Source organism: Dyadobacter luticola (assembly GCF_005860805.1).
Lineage (GTDB): Bacteria > Bacteroidota > Bacteroidia > Cytophagales > Spirosomataceae > Dyadobacter > Dyadobacter luticola.
The window spans coordinates 418,375-437,783 of sequence record NZ_VCEJ01000002.1 but is presented as its reverse complement, the minus strand read 5'-3'; the positions used below and the strand labels follow the sequence as shown (position 1 = coordinate 437,783).

Below are 19,409 nucleotides of genomic sequence, written 5' to 3'. Positions count from 1 at the left end.
AATATTTACTCAACAACGCTATTTAAGCGAAATTAACGATTGATATGAATTTTTTCAAGGATTTAAAAAGTGAAGTTAAAGAGACTGGGTTTTATACTCTCTTCTTCTTGACATTCCTAAGAGTTAAATTGAGAGAAATTTTCATTAAGCCAAGCAAAGATCCTGTAAAAAAACTCGTCTGGTTTGGTGCGTATGGAAACACAAATATCGGTGACGACCTTATTTATTTCTCGCTTAAGCAATATATTCCAGAACACGTTAAAATAAGTCTATCTTGTCGTCAGCATACACCTACAACTAATTACGGTGTAGATACATTTTATAGATGGGATAAGACACAGATTATGAATGAAATCAAAAGCGGTGATTTCGTATTTCTGGGAGGTGGCGGACTATTTGAATATTACCGAAAACTTCACAAAAATAAGGTAACGCGTAACGTGCCGTCTTATCTATATACGCTTTTATATGCACGATTAAACGGCAAAAGATATGCAATTGTGGGCCTTGGAGCTGACAAAGATCCCTACCCTAATTTTATTCTTAGAAAAGTTTTTGGCGATGTAGCAAGGCATGCAGAATTTATCATCACCCGTGATCAGAAATCGTATAACGGGTTTCTTAAAAACGGTGGCAAGCCAGAAAATTTAATCTCAAATTATGATCCCGTTTTCAGCTTGCCAGCATCTATCGATACTACAGATGTTGAATCTGTAAGCCGGCTGACAACCGTTGCCTTTCTGATCTGGCCATTTCACTTGCATCCATTTTTTCACCGTGTGGAGGGTATGGACGAAATAAGAAAGCACATCTCAGCAGAAAAGCTTGAAAAATATAAGCAGTTCTGTGTGGAAATGAAAAAAACATTTGCATTGCTTAAAGAAGCTGGCATTAAATCAATATTTCCGGTATTTCATTTCTCGGATAAAATATTGCTTGACGAGCTTGGATGCGAATATGAGGAAGAAATCACCTTCGATACTTATTTCTCTCAATTAAAGCAATGTGACTTGGTCGTATCTATGAGATATCATGGGCAGATCACTACAATTTTGAATGATATTCCCCTTGTTTCGATTCCTGTGCAGGAAAAAATGACGGCTCTGGTTGAGAACTTTCAATTAGAACCCTATTCCATCGACATTGAAAACTTCAATGGAGAGCAAGCCGTGAAAGTGATTAAGAATGTCTTAGAAAACAAAGAGGCGATTAAGGCACATGTTAACGTCAGCTTCAATAAAATTTCTAAAGATGTGAAAAAAGTTTACGGAGAAACCATAGCTAACTTCCTGGCATCACCGGAAAAATCGTCTTAGTTTCCGTAAATATTGGAAGATTTTCATCAGTGGTAGAAAAGCAACTAGATTACAGTTCCTTTAATAGAACACTTCGATAGGAGTTATATGAGAGATCCACAAGAATTAGCCGTTTGGATAAACCTTCTTCTGTATTGCTGCCTGTTTCTTGGTTTTCAACTTTGGGCGAGGTCCGTCAGATTGGGTAGTTTAGCGCTTTTCATTTATGCTGTCTCTTCGATATTTGGACTAGTCTTTTTTAATTCTGTTTTATCTAACTTTTCGAATCTCAAGATATTTCCTGCGATCTTTCTTTTCGTACTTTTTTTAATTGTCGTTTACCCCATCATTAGATTTGACACCAGTAAGCTTTGGCGAATTACATTTAACTATAACGTCGTATATTGGTTGTCAATGGTAATCGGTGCCATCTCCATTCTACCAGCAATCGAAGTCACTTTTTTGCTCACGAAAGTTTCGCAAATGGACCAGTCGATCTTCGCTGAGATACACCGTCTTAAGAATGAAGGTGAGGGAACTATTGATACTTTACAACTGAGTGGGATTAGTAAAATTATGTATGTGCTGATTTCAAGATTTTCAGATGTTACACCGATTTTACTATTTCTTCAACTTGCCTCTCGTAAAAAGGACTGGAAGGTTATTATAGCGCTTCTTATACCTATTTACTGTGTGAATGCTATGGGTGTAGTTCAAGCTGGGCGAAGTACTTTAACATACACTGTTGTCTATTTTCTCGCTCTCTATCTAATTTTTAAAGACTTCCTACCACTTAACGCGAAAAAGGCTGTCAGAAGGTACGGAATTATACTTTTATCACTGGTTGTAGGGATTTTTCTTTTTATCACATTCGCTAGATATAACCAAAAAAGTGTGGCCGCAGATGTACCGGTAATCGAGTGGATCTCACTTTACGCTGGTGAGGGAACATTGTACTTCAATGAGTTCGTTTGGAATATGAGAGGGACAACTAATGGCGATTACATTTTTGCGTACTTCAAGGATTTGCTCGACTTTAAAGCGTTCACCGATGTTGTTGAAAGGCGCGATTATTGGGTATTGAAAACGAATATTCCTCAGCACGTCTTTTATACATTTATAGGGGCAGTTATCGAGGATTTAGGGAAGACTGGTGGAGCCGTCTTTCTTATCTTTATATCCTTCTTGATAACAAGGGCCACCAATCTTGCGAGGCGATTTTTAACGTTATCTAATATCATAATACTTTGCATTTGGTGTAAAATAGTAATTTCCGGGATTACATTTTATGCTTACGGAGGTCATAACAAGACTGAGCTATTAATTGTGGATCTGGTTTTTGCATTGGTGTGCGTATTTTACAGGAACGACGCCTCCATCCTTAATAAAACAATAGAAACGCTGAAGGCGCCAAAAGGTCAAAAACGTCCTGAGGTTATCCAGTAGCAAGATTAGGGTACCTTTACTAAAAAAAGACATTATGAATATTGCTTTTGTTGCTAACGGACATAAAAGCCAGTTTTTTGACCTTATAAGTAAGTCTATTATTACTAAAATGTCAGGGACAAAAATCCACTGGATATGTGCCGCAAAATTTCAATATGACTATATTATATCCTCTGGCTGGCCTGCCGAGGACGTACTTTTACTGAATTTAGCTCTAATTGAAGGTAATGTTGGCGAGATCATCGGCGAGTACAAATTGCACGAACTTGTTTACGGTGACAGAGTTCTAAAATTTAGGTTTAATGATGGTATGGCATATTTGAGTAAACTTCAGTCGCTATTTTACAATTTTGTAACGGAGAAAAAGCTACGTTATATCTTCGGAGAGATGACTTGGGCGCATGAGATATTGATGAACCGTATTTGTCAAGATAAATTTGAGAATTCCTGCTTCTATTTGCACCCCCAATCTATACGCATTCCTAATGGCCGATTTTCATTTATGGATACTGAATATCAGGATACATTATTTAAGAAAGCGGAATACATTCACGGTGAAGATGTTTTAAATGGATTTGAATTACCTCTTAAGCCGGTTGTTCCTCAACGGGTAGCTGATGTAGCAAAAGATGTAAAGCATTCTATTACTTTTAAATATAAAGTAAATAGAATTACTAAGTTCTTGGCTCAAAATCGTTTCATTGAGAGACCAAAAGACAATCCGCAATCATTGACAATTGGCAAAGCGGTTAATAAATTTCTTACTGTTTCGCAAAATCAATACTACTATACCAAGCAATTAAAGCGAGAAAATTTATCCATTTTGGAGGGAAAAAAATTTTTTCTCATAACGCTTCATATGCAGCCCGAAGCCTCGATAGATGTAGTTGGCAGATATTACGAAGACCAGTATCTAATTATTCGGGATGTTTGGCGTATTCTTCCTAATGATTACTATTTGGTTGTGAAGGAACACACCAATGCGATTGGAAATAGAGGTGAAGATTTCTTTAAAAGACTAAAAAATCTTCGTAATGTTATTATTATTCACGAGGAAACAAGCTCGCATCAGCTTATAGGGCTTTCAGAAACAATATTTACAAACAGTGGAACAGTTGCTTTAGAAGGCGCTTTGTATCAAAAGCATGTTTTTCTATTCAGTAACATATTTTTCGATAAGCTAAAATACTGTCATCGTATTACGTTGGAGGACTTAAAATATACATCTAACTATTTTGAATTACGGGAACGATGCATAGAAAGAGACAAGGAAAAAATGTCTTGCCAGGAGTATTCCGAATATATTATAAGAAGTAGTTTTGCTGGCGTAATAGACGGGCATAAAGGTTCTCCATATTATACCGATAAAGCTAATATTGAGAAAATCTCGGAAAGCTTTATAAAGTTTCTTGAACAGAAATAATCAAACGAAAGGAAGATATTGGCGAGAAAAAATCTACGCAATTGAAGCATCATTATCAAATTTAACAAACATGAAAGTACTAACCTCCCCCTCCTCTTTTGGGCAAGTCGGCAAAGAGCCTTTTCAAATGTTGGAGGAAGCTGGATTTGAAGTTATTAATAATCCTTATGGCCGGAAGCTGACCGAAGATGAGGCTATTGAACTGGCGAAAGATTGCATTGGGATCGTGGCTGGCGTTGAAACATTGAATGCGCGTGTTCTGGATGCATTGCCTAATCTAAAAGTAATCAGCCGCGTTGGGATTGGGATGGATAGCATTGATTTGCCTTACGCTCAACAAAAAGGTATCATTGTCAGAAATACGCCGGATGGGCCTACGCGCGCCGTGGCTGAGTTAACATTGGCGATGACCTTGTCGCTTTTGAGAAAGATTCCACAGGCGGATGCTTCCTTGAAAAATAAAATCTGGAAAAAACAGACTGGTAACCTGGTACTTAATAAAGTGATCGGTGTAGTTGGACTGGGACGGATTGGCCGCCTGGTTTCGGAGCTTTTCCGTGGGATCGGTAACCCGGTGATCGGTTATGATCCTTATGCTAATGAGAAATGGGCTGAAAAGACCGGTGTTAAGCTGGTGGATTTCAACACCGTGCTGAGCGACGCTGACATTGTAACATTGCATGTGCCTGGTAATGAAGACAAATCACCGGTGATCTCGGAAAAAGAATTGGCGCTTCTGAAAAAATCGGCTTTGCTGATCAACATTTCCAGAGGTGGCATTGTGGATGAAGATGCGCTTTTTCAGGCTTTGTCGACAAAACAAATAGCTGGTGCTGCGGTGGATGTTTTCGTGGAGGAACCTTATGCCGGTCCGCTCACTGAACTTGATAATATTGTGCTCACACCGCACCTCGGCTCTTACGCCGAAGAAGGCAAACTCTTGATGGAAATTGAAGCTGTGAAAAATCTGCTAGAAGAAATCAAGTAAGTGCTTATTTTTATAATGCTAATTATTTCATTTAAGAATTACTCAACTATTTAATTTATGAATTACAAAATTGGCATCATCGGCTACGGTGTAATGGGTAAAACCCGCCATACCGCGATCGACGAGATCAAAAAAGGGCAAGTTCTGATGATATCAGAGCCAAGTATTGGGGCTGATATGAATGGCATCCCTAATGTGAGCCACGAGGAGATCATCAACAATCCCGAACTGGACGTTATCATCGTTTGCACTCCCAACTTTTTGAATAAAGACCTTACCATTCGCGCGCTCAATGCTGGTAAGCACGTTTTTTGCGAAAAGCCGCCAGCATTTACCGCTGCCGACATTGTGGACATCAAGGAAGCTGAATCTAGAAGCGGCAAAACTTTGATGTACGGTTTCAACCACCGTCACCACGATAGCGTACTGCACATGAAGCGGCTCATTGACAGCGGCGAATATGGTAAAGTGCTCTGGCTTCGGGGACGTTATGGAAAGAGTGTAACCAAGGATTACTTCAATCAATGGAGAGCTAAAAAGGAGCTTGCCGGTGGCGGTATCCTGATGGACCAGGGTATCCACATGCTGGACCTGTTCCTGTTCCTTTCCGGTGATTTTGATGTGGTTAAAGCGGAATTATCCAATCTTTACTGGCACATGGACGTGGAGGATAATGCCTTCGTGATCCTGAAAGAATCGGCGACGGGCAAAGTTGCTTCCCTGCACTCGACTATGTCACAGTGGCGCCACTTGTTCTCTCTTGAGATATTCCTTGAAAAAGGTTACATGGTTTTGAATGGTTTGATTACCTCAACCATGTCTTACGGCGAGGAAACATTGTCGGTGGCGAGAAACCGCTCGACAGCCCCTGCGGCTACCTGGAAGGACGAGGTGATCACGAAATATGTAAACAACAACAGCTGGAGATATGAAATGGATCATTTCTTCGACTCCATCGATGAGGGTAAACCGATCGTTTACGGAAATTCGGATGACGCCATGAAACTCATGACAATTCTCGACAAAGTGTACGAACAGAAAGATTTTTAATTCAATTTTACTCAACCAAATCTAGAAAAATGGAAAGGACCGAATTAGCAAAAAACTATTTGAATGATTACGTTGGTCGTCTGACCGACATTTTGAACCAGATTGACCCTGAGAAACTGGGTCAGGTGATCACTACTTTTATTGAAGCTTTCAAAAGCGGAAATACCATATATGTTGTAGGAAACGGCGGTAGCGCGGCTACGGCGTCGCACATGCAGGCTGATTTCCGCTTCTTTGTTCGTTATTTCTCAAAATTCCGTCCGAAGATCATTGCATTGACAGACAATGTTCCGATGATCACGGCAATCGGAAACGATAACAATTTCGATGACGTATTTGTAGAGCAAATGCGCGGCCAGTTTACTTCTGGTGACGTTTTGATCGCGATTTCTGCCAGCGGTAATTCACCTAACCTGGTAAAAGCAGCTGAATTTGCAAACGAACTGGGCGGTACTACTATCGCATTTGTAGGCTTCCTGGGAGGTAGATTGAACGAAATCTCCAAAGTACCTTTGTACACGCCAAATCCAAAAGGTGATTACGGCCCAATCGAGGACGTACACATGATTTTGAACCACATCATTGTAAACTACCTGGCTACTGACGAGGAATTCCTTGCGTTGACCTAGTATCAATGTCCTATTACCCAGCCTTTTGCATTGTGTAAAAGGCTGGGTATTCCTACTGTCTCGGTAATATGGGACACCTATCTCATTATCTTCATTGCTGCTTTTTGCTTGGCAATGAAGCCATTTTTCCTAAGCGCTCATGAGCAGTCTATCAAACGTTTCCATTGATTTGACCGGCCAGCTTGCCCTTATTACGGGCGGCACAAGAGGCATTGGCAAAGCAATCGCCGCACGTTTTCTTGAAGCCGGGGCTACGGTGATCCTTACGGGTACCAAAGTCGAAGAAGTTGAAAAGTTAAATAAAGAAAACGCGGATCCTGAAAGGGTTTCTTATCTACAGGTTGATTTTACCAATCAGGATTCGGTAGCAACATTCACTGCTGCGATCCAGGATAAGAAAATTGACATTCTGATCAATAATGCTGGTGTGAACAAAATCGCGGTCAATACCGAGACGGCGACGGAAGATTTTGATTTCCTTTCGGACATCAATGTGAAAGGCCCATATATCCTTTGCCGGGAAGTCAGCAAAATCATGAAAAAACATGGTTACGGACGCATTGTGAACGTCACTTCTATATGGAGCGAAATCACCAGACCGGGCAGATCAATCTATACTTCCAACAAATTTGCGATCCGCGGTTTGACAAAAACATTAGCGATAGAACTCGCAGAGCACGGCATTCTTGTAAACTCAGTAGGACCTGGTTTTACATTGACCGACCTTACAGCAAGTACCAACACACCGGAAGAAATCCAGAAAATTTCTGACATCATCCCGATCCGCCGCATGGCCCAGCCTATGGAGATCGCGAACCTTATTTTATATCTGAGTAGCAACCTAAACAGCTACCTGACTGGTCAAAACTTAATCATTGATGGAGGATATACCAATGTATAATTTCACCGTAAAATCCGTAATCCACGATTATAGCGTCACGTTTATCGAGGATACCCAGGCTACACTTCTTGCCGAACTGAAAGAAGGCGATGTCATTATCATCGACAATAAAATCAAAGAACTTTACAAGGAAACACTGCAGCCTGTACTGGACAAGTTCAGGCACATTGGTATTGACGCCCACGAATCGGTAAAAAGTTACCAGGGTGTTGAGCCGATCATGCAGTACCTGATTGAAAACGGTTTCCGTAAAAACCATCGTCTCGTAGCGATTGGTGGCGGGATCACGCAGGATGCCACGGCATTTATCGCATCGATCATGTACCGTGGCGTGAAATGGTACTTCTTCCCAACTTCATTGCTGGCACAAGGAGATAGCTGCATTGGCAGCAAGACTTCTATCAACTTTAACAAGTTCAAAAATCAGGTTGGCGGTTTTTATCCTCCCAATCAGATTTTCATCAATCTCGAATTCCTGAACACATTATCCGATGCTGAGCTGAAATCAGGTCTGGGTGAAATGACACATTATTATGTGGTTTCGGGAGAAGAGGATTTTGCAAGATTGAAAAGAGAATATGCCGCTGCATTAACTGATAAACAAGTTTTGGCAGGCATCATTAACCGAAGTCTGGAAATCAAAAAAGGCTACATAGAAAGAGACGAGTTTGACCAGAATGAAAGGCTGGTTTTCAACTACGGACATTCCTTTGGCCACGCAATTGAGTCTCTGACAAACTATCGTATTCCTCACGGAATCGCAGTAAGCTATGGCATGGATATGGCCAATTTTGTTTCCGTAAAACTGGGCTACATTTCAGAAGAAACACGTCTGTATATCCGCGAGCTTTTGTCGCAGATCTGGGCTGGAACTTCGATTTCCGACATTGAGCTGGACAAATTTCTGGTAGCGTTGAGCAAGGACAAAAAGAATGTGGGTAAAACATTGGGTTTGATCCTCAATAAAGGCATCGGCAAAATTTTCCGTGATATGCGCCCTGCTGACGACGAATTTGTAGGCTGGATGAAAGAATATTTTGAAACTCAACTAACCGAAGCGGAAACCGTATGATCCTCGGTACACTGAATAACATTGATACTTATAAAGCATTGTCGCCGGACATTTATGCCGGGTTACAATTTTTACAAAATGCCCAGCCCGAAATCGAGGTAGGCACCTACCCGATCAGCAAAAATGTGAAGGCGATTGTAAGTGAATATGAGACGGTTGCAGATTTTACCAGAGGTTACGAGGCACATAAACATGTGATCGACATTCAGTATCCGGTAATCGGTTTGGAAAGAGTGAAATGGTCGCCGATTGAAGGCATGAATGTGAATATTCCTTACGACGAAGCGAAAGACCGGACTTTTTTCAAAGACCCCTCCCCTCGCGGCACGCATGTCGACATTGGTGAAGGCATTTTCGCGATCATGTTCCCGGAAGATGGCCACGGACCGCAGCATTTTGTTGATCAACCTCAGCTAATCAAAAAAATTACCATAAAAATTGCCATCAGCTAAAATGGAGATTCCGAAAATCACCGCTCTCGTTCCAATGAAGGGGCATTCTGAAAGGGTGCCGCACAAAAACATCCGGCCACTCGTAGGGAAGCCTGCTTTTCACTGGGTGATGGAAGCCTTGTCTGCAAGTCCATACATCTCTGAAATTTTGGTTAATACCGATTCTGATGAGATTTTTGAAAGCACCAAGGCATTCCCAAAGATCAAGGCTTTTATGCGCCCCGATTTTTTACTGGGTGATATGGTGAGCATTCAGCCGCTGATCGAGTACGACATTGAGCAAACGGATGCCTCCTACTTTTTGCAGACCCATAGTACTAATCCATTGCTGACGACGGAGACGATCAACGCGTCCATCGAAGCATTTTTCGCGCAAACAGAGCATGACGCCTTGTTTTCAGTAACCGAAACCAAGCAGCGTTTTTACTGGCCAGACGGCTCGGGCGTGAACCACGATCCGAAAAAGCTGATCCGCACCCAGGACCTGGAACCGATCTACCACGAAAATTCATGCTTCTATATTTTTTCAAGAGAAACCAATTACAAGATCAAAAACCGCCTCGGCTCCAACCCGATGATGTTCCCGATCGAGCGACTGGAAGCGGCTGATATGGACGATATGGAGGATTTCTATTGGGCGGAATTTTTGCTGCAAAGAAGGCTTGCGAATGCAGAATGATCCGGAAGCGGTTCGAAAATAGCTGAGGTAGAATTTAACTGATTATGAAAAACACGACATTAAAGCAACAGCTTAAAAATAAGGAAAACACGATCGGTTCCTGGATCACGATCCCGCACCAGGCGGTAATCGACATTATGGCCGAAGCCGGTTTCGACTGGTTAACGATCGATTTGGAACATACCTCGATTGACTACAACGAACTGCAAATTCTGATCGGTTTCATCCAGGCACGCGGTATGGCGGCGCTGGTACGGGTATCCAAAAATGAGGAAGTGGTGATCAAAAGAGCGCTGGACGCCGGTGCGGACGGTATCATTGTACCGATGGTATGCTCCGCAGCCGAGGCAAGACAAGCTGTTGATTATGCCAAATATCCGCCGGTCGGCAAACGTGGCGTAGGCCTGAATCGCGCGCAGCGCTACGGCTATGATTTTGAGGGATATAAGTCGTGGGTAAGCAATCACCTGGTCGTAATTGCGCAAATCGAACACATTGAAGGTGTGAACAACATTGATGAGATTATTTCAACAGAAGGCATTGACGGTATCATCATCGGACCTTATGATTTGTCAGGATCTCTGGGAATTCCGGGCCAGTACAACGAACCGATCGTGCAGGAAGCGCTCAAAAAAGTAGAGAAAATCTGCAACGACCGCCAGTTCTCGATGGGCTACCACGTGATCGACCCGAACGTTGAATTAGTAAAAGAAAAAAATAAAGCAGGATACAACTTCGTCGCATTCAGCACGGATTTCTTTTTTATGGGAAGAAAGGCGAGTGAGGAGATGGGGAAATTTAATTTATAAGCTATGAGCCGGTTACAATATATAAAGGATATGTCCCTCAAAGAACTTTCTTTGGAGCGGGTGATCAATGCTGTAAAGGTACGGGTCAAAGACATTCCTCATTACCTGTCCTGGCATGGTAATTCGTCCTTTGCAAAGCAGAATAAGGCAAAAATCGAGAAGTACCACAACATTCATAAAGGCAAAAGATGCTTCATCGTAGCCAACGGACCAAGTCTCAAAAAGACGGATCTTACACTGCTGAAAGATGAATACACTATTGGAATGAACCGTATGTACCTGAATGCGGGCGATATGGGTTTTATGCCTACGTATATTGTAGTTCAGGATATTGCGATCCAGTTAATGCAATTTCGCGACGATCTGGACGCCCTGGAACTACCGAAATTTTTCAATTGGAATGCCCGGAAGCATTTTACCAACAAAGAAAACCTTACATTTATAAGATCCGATTATTCCCCTCAATTTTCAACAGATCTTACCAAAACCACCTGGGCTGGTCACAGTGTCACGGTGATATGTATTCAGCTTGCGTTTTACATGGGTTTTGATGAGGTCTACTTGGTTGGCAAAGACCACAACTACGAACAAAAAGGCACCCCGGGCGCATTGGTTTACTCATCCGGAGATGAAAAGAACCACTTTGTACAAGGGTATTATAAAAAAGGCATGGCGTGGCGGATCCCTGATTACAAGGGAGAAGAGCTTGCTTACAGAATGTCGAGAGAAGCATACGAAAAACATGGACGTGTCATCAAAGATGCAACTGTGGACGGCCAGTTAAAGGTTTTTGAAAAAGTAGATTATAATTCTCTGTTTAAAAAATAGGACTGCCCTATGCAAGCACTGATTGACAAAGGACTCAACGTTATTAAGAATGATGGCCCGAAGGTTTTTACGACCAGGCTGTGGAACTATAACCTGGTAAAGATCAAGCGTTTATTTAGGAGCGCAAATGATCGGAACTTCCAGAAATGGGCTGCATTGAAGGATAAATACAAAGGTGAAAGGATTTTTCTGATCGGAAATGGTCCCAGCTTGAACCAAATGCCACTGTATTTACTTGAAAATGAGTACACCATGGCATTTAACCGGTTTAACCTGATGTTTGAACGTTTGAACTGGGTACCAGATTTTTACATGGTAACTGATGATTTGGTTATCAAAGACATGCACGAGCAGATTAATGAAGAAATTCTGCCGCTTGTAACGAATGCATTTTTTCCTGACATTCACCCTTCGAATGTTGAGTTTGACAAATATATAGATCACCGGGAAAATGTTTGCTGGCTTAATACCGACAGTCCCGAGTTCAGTGCTGACCTGCCCAATTGCGGCATTAATAAAACGGTTGTGAATGCTGCGATTCAGGTAGCAGCTTACCTGGGTTTTACCAACATTTACCTCCTGGGTGTCGACATGACTTTCGCGGATCAGAAAGTGAAGAAAATCAATTCACGCGACTGGGAAGCAGACGAACACGACCCAAATCACTTCGACCCTCGCTATTTTGGGAAAGGCTTGAAATATCATAATCCAACAGTCCACGAAATGCTCGAAAAATTTGAGCAGGGACGGGAATTCTTTGCAAGGCGTGATGTGAACATTATGAATGCAGGCTACGGCGGAAAGTTAGAGGTTTTCCCGAGAGTTAATTTTGATGCATTATTCGATCTGGATGAGCTGGAAAATGCTTCGCTGCTAAGTTCAAGTAAAATTTTGAAAGACCGAGGACTATCTCTCGAACAAATGCTGGCATCACCAGAAGTTATGAGCGAAGCAATCCTCTACCCGGATTATTTCAGGACAAACAGCATATTTGGTCTTACTTTGATCCCAAAATTGATCCTTTCTTATTTACCGGTAGGTCCTTTTAAAGGCCAGTATTTCTTTGCCAAGCGGTAAAAATTAATAAAATCCAAATTCTAAATTCTCAACGATGTTCGTAGATACACTTAATAATATCGAGTTTTATAAGTCTATTAATGATGACATTTACCAAGGTCTGCTTTTCATCAAAAATGCCGATCCTGAAATAGCATTGGGCACCTATCCGATCACTGACACGGCGAAAGCGGTAGTGATGGAATATGAAACCAAGCCGGAAAACGATTTCGGATACGAGGCTCACAAACATGTGATCGATGTCCAGTATTGCATTAAAGGCACTGAGCTGATCCCGTGGTCGAACCTGGAAAGATTAACTCCCAGCATGGAATACAATGCCGAAAAAGACTACACATTTTTCAATAAAATTGAAAAGCAGGGCGAAGTGGTGATCGGCAATAATGTTTTTGCTGTGTTTTTCCCACAAGATGGCCATGCTCCGGTTTGGGCAGATGGTGAACCCGGTTATATTAAGAAGATTGTAATTAAGGTAAAGGTTCAGTAGGTTGAAGCCTCAACGCGAGCTTTTTAATGGCTCAAATTAAGCCAAAAATTTCATTAAGTCGAAATCTATGAGAGGAGTTGTCATCCTTTGCATCCTGAATTTTATGGGTTATTTAGGTCATGCCCAATCCAATAAAGTTAATTTCAGGATCGAAGGACAGGGGTCTTACACGACACCTGATCACGTCCCTTTTTGGATGCGTACCAATCAATACGGAAGTGTTCCGTTATCCGGCGCATCCGCCAGTGCGATCGGACGTATCAGTAAAGATTACGATACGACTCGACATCAGATTCTGGATTGGGGTGCAGCTGTCGAGGGCCGTGCCAATGGTGGGAAAGGTTCAAACGCAACTCTGATTGAGGGTTATGGAAAAGTGAAACTCTGGATTTTTGAACTCAAAGGTGGAAGAACCAGAGACGTGATGGGTTTAGCAGATACGCTCTTAACTGCTGGCAACTTTGCCATTTCAGGGACTGCGCTTGGTATTCCCAAAGTTCAAATTGGTATTCCAGAGTTTTATGCACTGCCTATTCTAGGAAGAATTTTCGCGTTCAAGGGAAATTATGCACATGGCTGGGTCGGATATACGGAGGTGCGTAACCGCAGAATTCCAGGTGCAGATACTTACTTTCACCAAAAGTCGCTTTGGGGTAGAATAGGTAAAGATGATTGGAAATTCAAATTTTATGGGGGCTTCAACGACAACGCTTTCTGGGGCAATGAGCGTGCCCTCTTCTCAAGCTATATTCAAACCGACTGGGAAAGCTATCAATCAGTAGTGTTTGGTAAAAAATGGAATGGAAGTAAAGTTGGAAATCATGTCGGAGTCATTGACGTTCGCCTTGAATATGATTTCAAAAACGTGCTGGTAGCAGCATATCGGCAAAGCTACTATGAAGTAGGAGCTTTGTATCATCTTGCCAATATTGCTGACGGATTAAACGGGCTTTCGATTATCAATAAGAACATAGGTACCAAAGCGGTCAAATGGCGCAAGTTTCTGTTTGAATTCGTGTATACTAAAAATCAAGCGGGAGAGCCTTGGTCGAAGCCTACTAAGACGGGCAACGAGAATTATTTGAACCACTACTTATATACCGACGGTTGGAGTTATAAGGGGATCGGTTTGGGGTTGCCGTTTATCACAAGAGAAGCAGATGCTAGAAAAGGTCAGGTAACGCGCGAAGGCTACCATTTTATTAACAACCGGCTTTATGCCGTACATACCGGATTTACTGGTAGCCTTGGCCGTTGGGATGGATTGGTAAAACTATCCTATTCCCGCAATTTCGGAACGCACGAGACAAAGACATTCGTGCCGGTGAGCCAGTTTTCGGGATATGCCGAAGCACATACCAACTTGTCTCCAGACTTGCAGATAGGAGGAATTATTGCACTCGATTATGGCAAGCTACTTTATAATTCTGGCGCGTTTCTAGTCAAAGCTTCTAAGTCTTTCTGAACTAGCCACTCCCCACGAAGTTAAAAAGCATTTTACTCAACAATCCAATTATACTCTTATGAAAAGAATCACCATCGCCATCGACGGCCTGTCGAGCTGCGGGAAAAGCAGCACTGCCAAGAAAGTTTCAGAGCATTTAGGGTATCCTTATATTGATACTGGTGCCATGTATCGTGCTGCCACTCTTTATTTCTTACAAAATAATATCTCCTCAGACGACCAAACGGCCGTAACCGCTGCATTGGATAATATCCAGATTGGTTTTCACCGCTCAGAGGCGATGACCAATGACGTGTACCTAAACGGTGTTAATATTGAAAGTGAAATCCGGAAGATGTACGTTTCTGAGAAAGTGAGCCTATTTAGCGCGATTCCGGCGGTTCGCCATCTGCTGGTTGCACAGCAACAAAAAATGGGAGAGAACGGCGGTATCGTTATGGATGGCCGCGACATTGGAACGGTTGTTTTCCCAAAAGCTGAGCTAAAAATTTATCTTACTGCTTCACCCGAAGTTAGAGCACAACGCCGTCATTTAGAGCTTGTTGAAAAAGGCGAAAATGTTGGGTTGGAAGAAATCGCTGAGAATTTACGTCTACGGGATTTTAATGATATGAACAGAGCCGAAAGTCCATTGATTAAGGCTGAGGATGCGGTATTGATCGATAACTCTGAAATGACATTTGACGAACAGGTACAGCTTACCATCGACTTGGCCAATCAGCAAATCTACGCAGGAGAATTGTCGAATAGTTGAAGTGTATTTATCTAACTAACTCCGATTGTTTGATAGATTTTACTGAAAACGTAAAAATATAACAAAAACAAGAGCCAAACTTGTAAAAAATCGTTATACTTGTACGTCTATCTACTCTTTCAGTGCAACTTGGCTTTTGTGGTTTGAAATAATGCCAGCGAAAGTTCGGATAAGTTCACTCAACGTTCAACAATATGAAAAATAATTACTCTGGAAACCTCCCCAAGGCCCACTTATGGGCTGACGTGGTTCTTCTGAACCTGTGCTTCCTGACAGCTTACCTGTATCGCTTCGATCCGGATGATTGGGGAACTTTGGAAAACCGGTACGTCAATCTGCTTCTTGTAGCGAACTTGGTTTGGGTTTTTACAATCCACACTTTCAACACTTATCGTTTTACCAGGCTCTCTTATCACTTCAATACACAGCTTGGAAAATTCCTCAAAGCGGTCGTGGTCCACATTTTTGTGATCATGGCTTTTTTGTATCTGACCAAGCAAGGCGAAGAGTATTCGAGGTACCAGTTTTTGCTTACTTACGGCCTATTCATCGTTTCGTCAACGTTAACACGGGCTGCGGCGATTCTCTTTCTTAAATTTTATCGCCAGGCAGGCTACAACTACAATCGCTATGCGATCGTCGGAAAAGGTGATCTTGCCACGTTGATCCGTGAATTTTACAATGAGCGTAAAGAATTGGGTTACAGATATTTCGGAATGGTCGATCTCAATAATGATGACCATAATCTAAATTCGCTGGAATCTTTAGTTAGAGAAAAAGAACTGGATTACGTGTACTGCTGTCTTTCCGAAATGAGCGATGATCAGGTTCGTAGCGTGATCCAGATGGGCGAGCGCAGAAAAACGCAGATTCGTCTTGTTCCCGACTTCCGCGGTTTTATGACCAACATGGCTACAATCGAATACCACGATATGTACCCCATCATTCAGGTCAACACCAAGCCATTTTCCAGTTTTAACGAGCAGACGTTAAAGAGGACTTTCGACCTTGTTTTCTCGGCAATTGTGATGGTTTTGGGTGCACCAATTTTCTTCCTTGTTTGGGCAGCAATTAAAATAACCTCACCGGGACCTGTATTTTTCAAACAACAACGTTCAGGCAGATGGGGTGAAATGTTCTACATCTACAAATTCAGAAGTATGCGCGTAGATGCGGACAAAATGGGCTTACAACATTCAAAAGGCGACGACGATCCAAGGATAACGCCAATTGGTCGCATTTTGAGGAAATCACGTTTGGACGAGCTACCGCAATTTATTAACGTATTAAAAGGCGAAATGTCCGTAGTCGGCCCTCGCCCTCTCTACAAATACGACGTGGACATGCTAATGGAAGCTGCTCCTCACGATTTTCAGCGTCTTCTTACTGTAAAACCGGGTATTACTTCCATTGGTCAGATTAATGTTGGATATGCGGATACAGTTGCGAAGAATGTGGAACGTTTGAAATATGATCTTCAATACTTGAAATCGTATAGCGTTTTTGATGATGTGAGACTGATTTTCAGGACTGTGCAGGTGATGGTGCTGGGGAGAGGGCAGTAAAATGACGATAATAACGTAGCAAAGAGAAGCGTATAAGAGTAAAAGAGATAATAATAAAAAAGGGCCTATCTTGGACTGAACCCGAAAAGTTGGACGTTTTTAGAAATTAACTATTAGTGTGTTGAGCCCGGTATTGTACCGGGCTCATTCCATTTAAATTGAGCCTGATTCTGTCGTTGTTATAATAGTTGATGTAGCTCTTTATTTCAGTTTCCAGCTCCTGGACCGAGTTGTAAGCTTTCAGGTAAAACAACTCGGATTTGATCGTTCCAAAAAAGTTTTCGATCACAGCATTATCCAGGCACTTACCTTTTCTGGACATACTTTGTGTGATGCCTTTATCAGCCAAAATACGTTGATAAGCCTTCATTGATATTGCCAGCCCTGGTCAGAATGCAGTATCAGGTCTTTTTTACAATCTATTTTCTTAAATGCAGCTTTTAGCATGTCGGTAACCTGTTTGAAATTGGCAGATTTGAAAGGCTATAAATAACAATCTATCCATTGAACAGGTCTATAATGGGCGATATGTATAATTTTTGATCTTTAACCTTAAACGCTGTTACATCTGTTGTCCATTTCTGGCCAGTACGCTCGGATTTAAAATGGCGTTGTAAGGCATTGGGTGCAACCGTGCCGGTATCACCTTTGTAGGCACGGTACTTTTTGATGCGTAGCAATGAGCGCAATCCTGACTGCCTCATCAGCTTCAAAACCGTTTTATGGTTGGATCAGCCAGCCGATGTTTTTCATAGCTAGGGTGATCCTGCGATAGCCAAACCTGCCTTTGTGCTGGTGATATCAGTTGGATCTGGCTTTTGGCATCCCGGTGTTTGCTGAGCACTGACCTTGTTTGCAAATGGTAGTAATAGCAGCTCCTGGGGATTTTCAGGACCTGTAATAATAAATCAAGCGGGAATTTCTGCCTTAACCCATCAACAACTAACGCCTTTTTCTTTGCGTTGCTCCTGTTGGGCTAAGGCTTCCAGCTTTTTAGAACTTCATTTTCAGCGCACAGGTACAAATTCTCTCGTTCCAGTTCTTCCAACCGGGTTAAAGGACCGTAAATTCTTTTGAATGTGGTTTTTTTGATCATCTTGCTGGGCCGGCCACAGGCATTATTAAAACCATTGATACCATACTGCTCGTATTGCCTGATCCAGGTGAGCAACGTAATCTCACTGGGTATCTTGTATTTGAGGCAGCATTCATACAAAGATAAGCCTGTTTGCCGATAAGCCAGGACTGCCTCTTGCTTGAATTCTTTGGTGTAGATCCGGCGGTGGTGTGGTAAAGGCTCACTGACCCAACCTGTCAATAATGCCCGACCCATTTTCGCAGTAAGGACTGCCTTACTCCGAACTCACTGGACAATCCCCGAATATTAGCCCCTTTCAAGTGCAAATTGATGAGCCTAAGCTTGAATTCTAAACTGTGTTTCTGTTTTTGCCCATAAAAAATGCCCCCGAGAAGTGTTTAACTTCTTGGGGGCAATGCATTTTTTAGCCCTTTTTTATTGCTCAGCACTCTACGTGCTGGGAATCTATTAACATTTTCCGAGAATAAAGCTTGAAGATTCTCAGAAGTTGTTCATAAATATTATCTAAACAAAGAGAAAGGCTGCCGACATAATCGACAGCCTTATTTAAACTTTTAAGATTAACGCTTACTTCACCAGTATCACCTTCTTCGATTCCATTTTCATTCCATCATACCGTAGTTGAATTATATAAACCCCGGAAGGATTCGAGCTCAAATCGATTTCATGTTTTACTGTCTGTCCAACCTTTCCCATCAGCTCTTCCGTCAGGGCTACGACACCATTTTGCCCTGAAACAAATACAGTTGCAGCAGACTGCTGGGTTGGCGTAAACTCGATCCAGAATTTCCCTGAGGTTGGATTAGGTGCTACGACGACTTCAATTGCTTTTCCTTCAAACTCATTTCCGAACAGGTCTAGACTCTTTTTGACCGCACTCGTATCAGAATCGTCTGTCATTGATACGCGCGCAGGAGATGCGCACGTCACACTAAGTGGAGAATTAAGTAATACGTAACTGCTGCCTTTAATACGAGCACTCAACTGGTGCTGCTGTCCATCCTTTATTATAGCTGGGGTTGCCATCGTAAATCCACAATAACCATCTCCATATCCAGCAATTTTCCGATCTTCACGGTAAACATTTGCAGTCAGTGTTGCATAAATTGTATCCCCTTCGAAGAGCTCAATGATTTGCCGTACATCTGGAAAATTCTTGTCCCATAGCCAGCCTTTGATAGTTGTGCAACTAGCAGATTCGAAACGGCCCTTGTAGTCGTTGCTGGAGCAAGTTACACTTTTTGCTGTGCCTACAATAAAACTGGTACCCTTGATGCGGATGCTAAGCTGGTGGGCCTTGCCATCCTTCAATGCCTGTGGAAGTGAAAAGTTGAACCCATAATTCCCCGTACCGAACCCTGCAGCCTTGCGGTCTTCTCGGTAGATATCG

The 19,409-nt window shown here is 42.2% G+C and carries 21 protein-coding genes; 17 read left to right on the top strand and 4 right to left on the bottom strand.

The window, feature by feature from the left end; genetic code table 11:
* Positions 1 to 44: 44 nt before the first annotated feature.
* From FEN17_RS01765 to FEN17_RS01685, 17 genes are all read left to right on the top strand, one after another.
* Positions 45 to 1,316: a polysaccharide pyruvyl transferase family protein gene (locus FEN17_RS01765; RefSeq protein ID WP_138363598.1), complete on the top strand. Its 1,272-nt coding sequence runs from the start codon at positions 45 to 47 to the stop codon at positions 1,314 to 1,316.
* Positions 1,317 to 1,403: 87 nt separating this feature from the next.
* A complete protein-coding gene (locus tag FEN17_RS01760; protein ID WP_138363597.1) occupies positions 1,404 to 2,741 on the top strand; it encodes an O-antigen polymerase in 1,338 nt (445 codons plus the stop codon).
* A gap of 34 nt (positions 2,742 to 2,775) precedes the next feature.
* Positions 2,776 to 4,164: a hypothetical protein gene (locus tag FEN17_RS01755; RefSeq protein WP_138363596.1), complete on the top strand. Its 1,389-nt coding sequence runs from the start codon at positions 2,776 to 2,778 to the stop codon at positions 4,162 to 4,164.
* Between the two features lie 70 nt (positions 4,165 to 4,234).
* Positions 4,235 to 5,152 (top strand): phosphoglycerate dehydrogenase, encoded by a 918-nt coding sequence (locus FEN17_RS01750; RefSeq protein ID WP_138363595.1) that lies wholly within the window; start codon positions 4,235 to 4,237, stop codon positions 5,150 to 5,152.
* 57 nt (positions 5,153 to 5,209) lie between these two features.
* Positions 5,210 to 6,202, top strand: coding sequence for a Gfo/Idh/MocA family protein (locus FEN17_RS01745; RefSeq protein ID WP_138363594.1), 993 nt, complete (start codon positions 5,210 to 5,212; stop codon positions 6,200 to 6,202).
* 29 nt (positions 6,203 to 6,231) lie between these two features.
* Positions 6,232 to 6,831 carry a D-sedoheptulose-7-phosphate isomerase gene (locus FEN17_RS01740; protein WP_138363593.1) on the top strand — a complete coding sequence of 200 codons (600 nt, stop codon included), beginning with the start codon at positions 6,232 to 6,234 and terminating at the stop codon, positions 6,829 to 6,831.
* 139 nt (positions 6,832 to 6,970) lie between these two features.
* Positions 6,971 to 7,732 carry an SDR family NAD(P)-dependent oxidoreductase gene (locus tag FEN17_RS01735; RefSeq protein ID WP_138363592.1) on the top strand — a complete coding sequence of 254 codons (762 nt, stop codon included), beginning with the start codon at positions 6,971 to 6,973 and terminating at the stop codon, positions 7,730 to 7,732.
* A complete protein-coding gene (locus tag FEN17_RS01730) occupies positions 7,710 to 8,804 on the top strand; it encodes an AroB-related putative sugar phosphate phospholyase (cyclizing) (RefSeq protein ID WP_205748084.1) in 1,095 nt (364 codons plus the stop codon). The genes FEN17_RS01735 and FEN17_RS01730 overlap by 23 nt, the downstream gene beginning before the upstream one ends.
* Positions 8,801 to 9,256: a NanQ anomerase/TabA/YiaL family protein gene (locus FEN17_RS01725; protein WP_138363591.1), complete on the top strand. Its 456-nt coding sequence runs from the start codon at positions 8,801 to 8,803 to the stop codon at positions 9,254 to 9,256. Before FEN17_RS01730 ends, FEN17_RS01725 begins: the two co-directional genes overlap by 4 nt.
* Before the next feature lie 34 nt (positions 9,257 to 9,290).
* Entirely contained in the window at positions 9,291 to 9,935 is a 645-nt protein-coding gene (locus tag FEN17_RS01720) for an acylneuraminate cytidylyltransferase family protein (RefSeq protein WP_205748083.1), read from the top strand.
* A 44-nt stretch (positions 9,936 to 9,979) separates the two neighbouring features.
* Entirely contained in the window at positions 9,980 to 10,744 is a 765-nt protein-coding gene (locus FEN17_RS01715) for an HpcH/HpaI aldolase family protein (RefSeq protein ID WP_138363589.1), read from the top strand.
* Positions 10,745 to 10,747: 3 nt separating this feature from the next.
* On the top strand, positions 10,748 to 11,572 hold the full coding sequence (locus tag FEN17_RS01710) for a 6-hydroxymethylpterin diphosphokinase MptE-like protein (protein ID WP_138363588.1): 825 nt from the start codon (positions 10,748 to 10,750) through the stop codon (positions 11,570 to 11,572).
* 9 nt (positions 11,573 to 11,581) lie between these two features.
* Entirely contained in the window at positions 11,582 to 12,649 is a 1,068-nt protein-coding gene (locus tag FEN17_RS01705; RefSeq protein WP_138363587.1) for a 6-hydroxymethylpterin diphosphokinase MptE-like protein, read from the top strand.
* A 34-nt stretch (positions 12,650 to 12,683) separates the two neighbouring features.
* Positions 12,684 to 13,136, top strand: coding sequence for a NanQ anomerase/TabA/YiaL family protein (locus FEN17_RS01700; RefSeq protein ID WP_138363586.1), 453 nt, complete (start codon positions 12,684 to 12,686; stop codon positions 13,134 to 13,136).
* 67 nt (positions 13,137 to 13,203) lie between these two features.
* The gene (locus FEN17_RS01695) at positions 13,204 to 14,601 is read left to right on the top strand and encodes a capsule assembly Wzi family protein (RefSeq protein WP_138363585.1); all 1,398 of its coding nucleotides are present in this window, start codon (positions 13,204 to 13,206) and stop codon (positions 14,599 to 14,601) included.
* A gap of 58 nt (positions 14,602 to 14,659) precedes the next feature.
* A complete protein-coding gene (gene cmk / locus FEN17_RS01690) occupies positions 14,660 to 15,355 on the top strand; it encodes a (d)CMP kinase (protein WP_138363584.1) in 696 nt (231 codons plus the stop codon).
* Between the two features lie 194 nt (positions 15,356 to 15,549).
* Positions 15,550 to 16,920 carry a sugar transferase gene (locus tag FEN17_RS01685; protein ID WP_138363583.1) on the top strand — a complete coding sequence of 457 codons (1,371 nt, stop codon included), beginning with the start codon at positions 15,550 to 15,552 and terminating at the stop codon, positions 16,918 to 16,920.
* A gap of 106 nt (positions 16,921 to 17,026) precedes the next feature.
* Here FEN17_RS01685 and FEN17_RS01680 read toward each other — a convergent pair whose 3' ends face one another.
* The 4 genes from FEN17_RS01680 to FEN17_RS01670 all read right to left on the bottom strand — a co-directional run.
* Positions 17,027 to 17,290, bottom strand: coding sequence for an IS3 family transposase (locus FEN17_RS01680; RefSeq protein WP_138363582.1), 264 nt, complete (start codon positions 17,288 to 17,290; stop codon positions 17,027 to 17,029).
* A 606-nt stretch (positions 17,291 to 17,896) separates the two neighbouring features.
* Complete coding sequence (locus FEN17_RS01675) at positions 17,897 to 18,253, bottom strand: transposase (RefSeq protein WP_138363581.1); 357 nt, start codon at positions 18,251 to 18,253, stop codon at positions 17,897 to 17,899.
* Positions 18,235 to 18,318 (bottom strand): hypothetical protein, encoded by an 84-nt coding sequence (locus tag FEN17_RS27915; protein ID WP_374756664.1) that lies wholly within the window; start codon positions 18,316 to 18,318, stop codon positions 18,235 to 18,237. Before FEN17_RS27915 ends, FEN17_RS01675 begins: the two co-directional genes overlap by 19 nt.
* 268 nt (positions 18,319 to 18,586) lie before the next feature.
* Positions 18,587 to 19,409: T9SS type A sorting domain-containing protein (locus FEN17_RS01670; RefSeq protein WP_171037805.1), on the bottom strand; the 823-nt coding region annotated here is incomplete at its 5' end.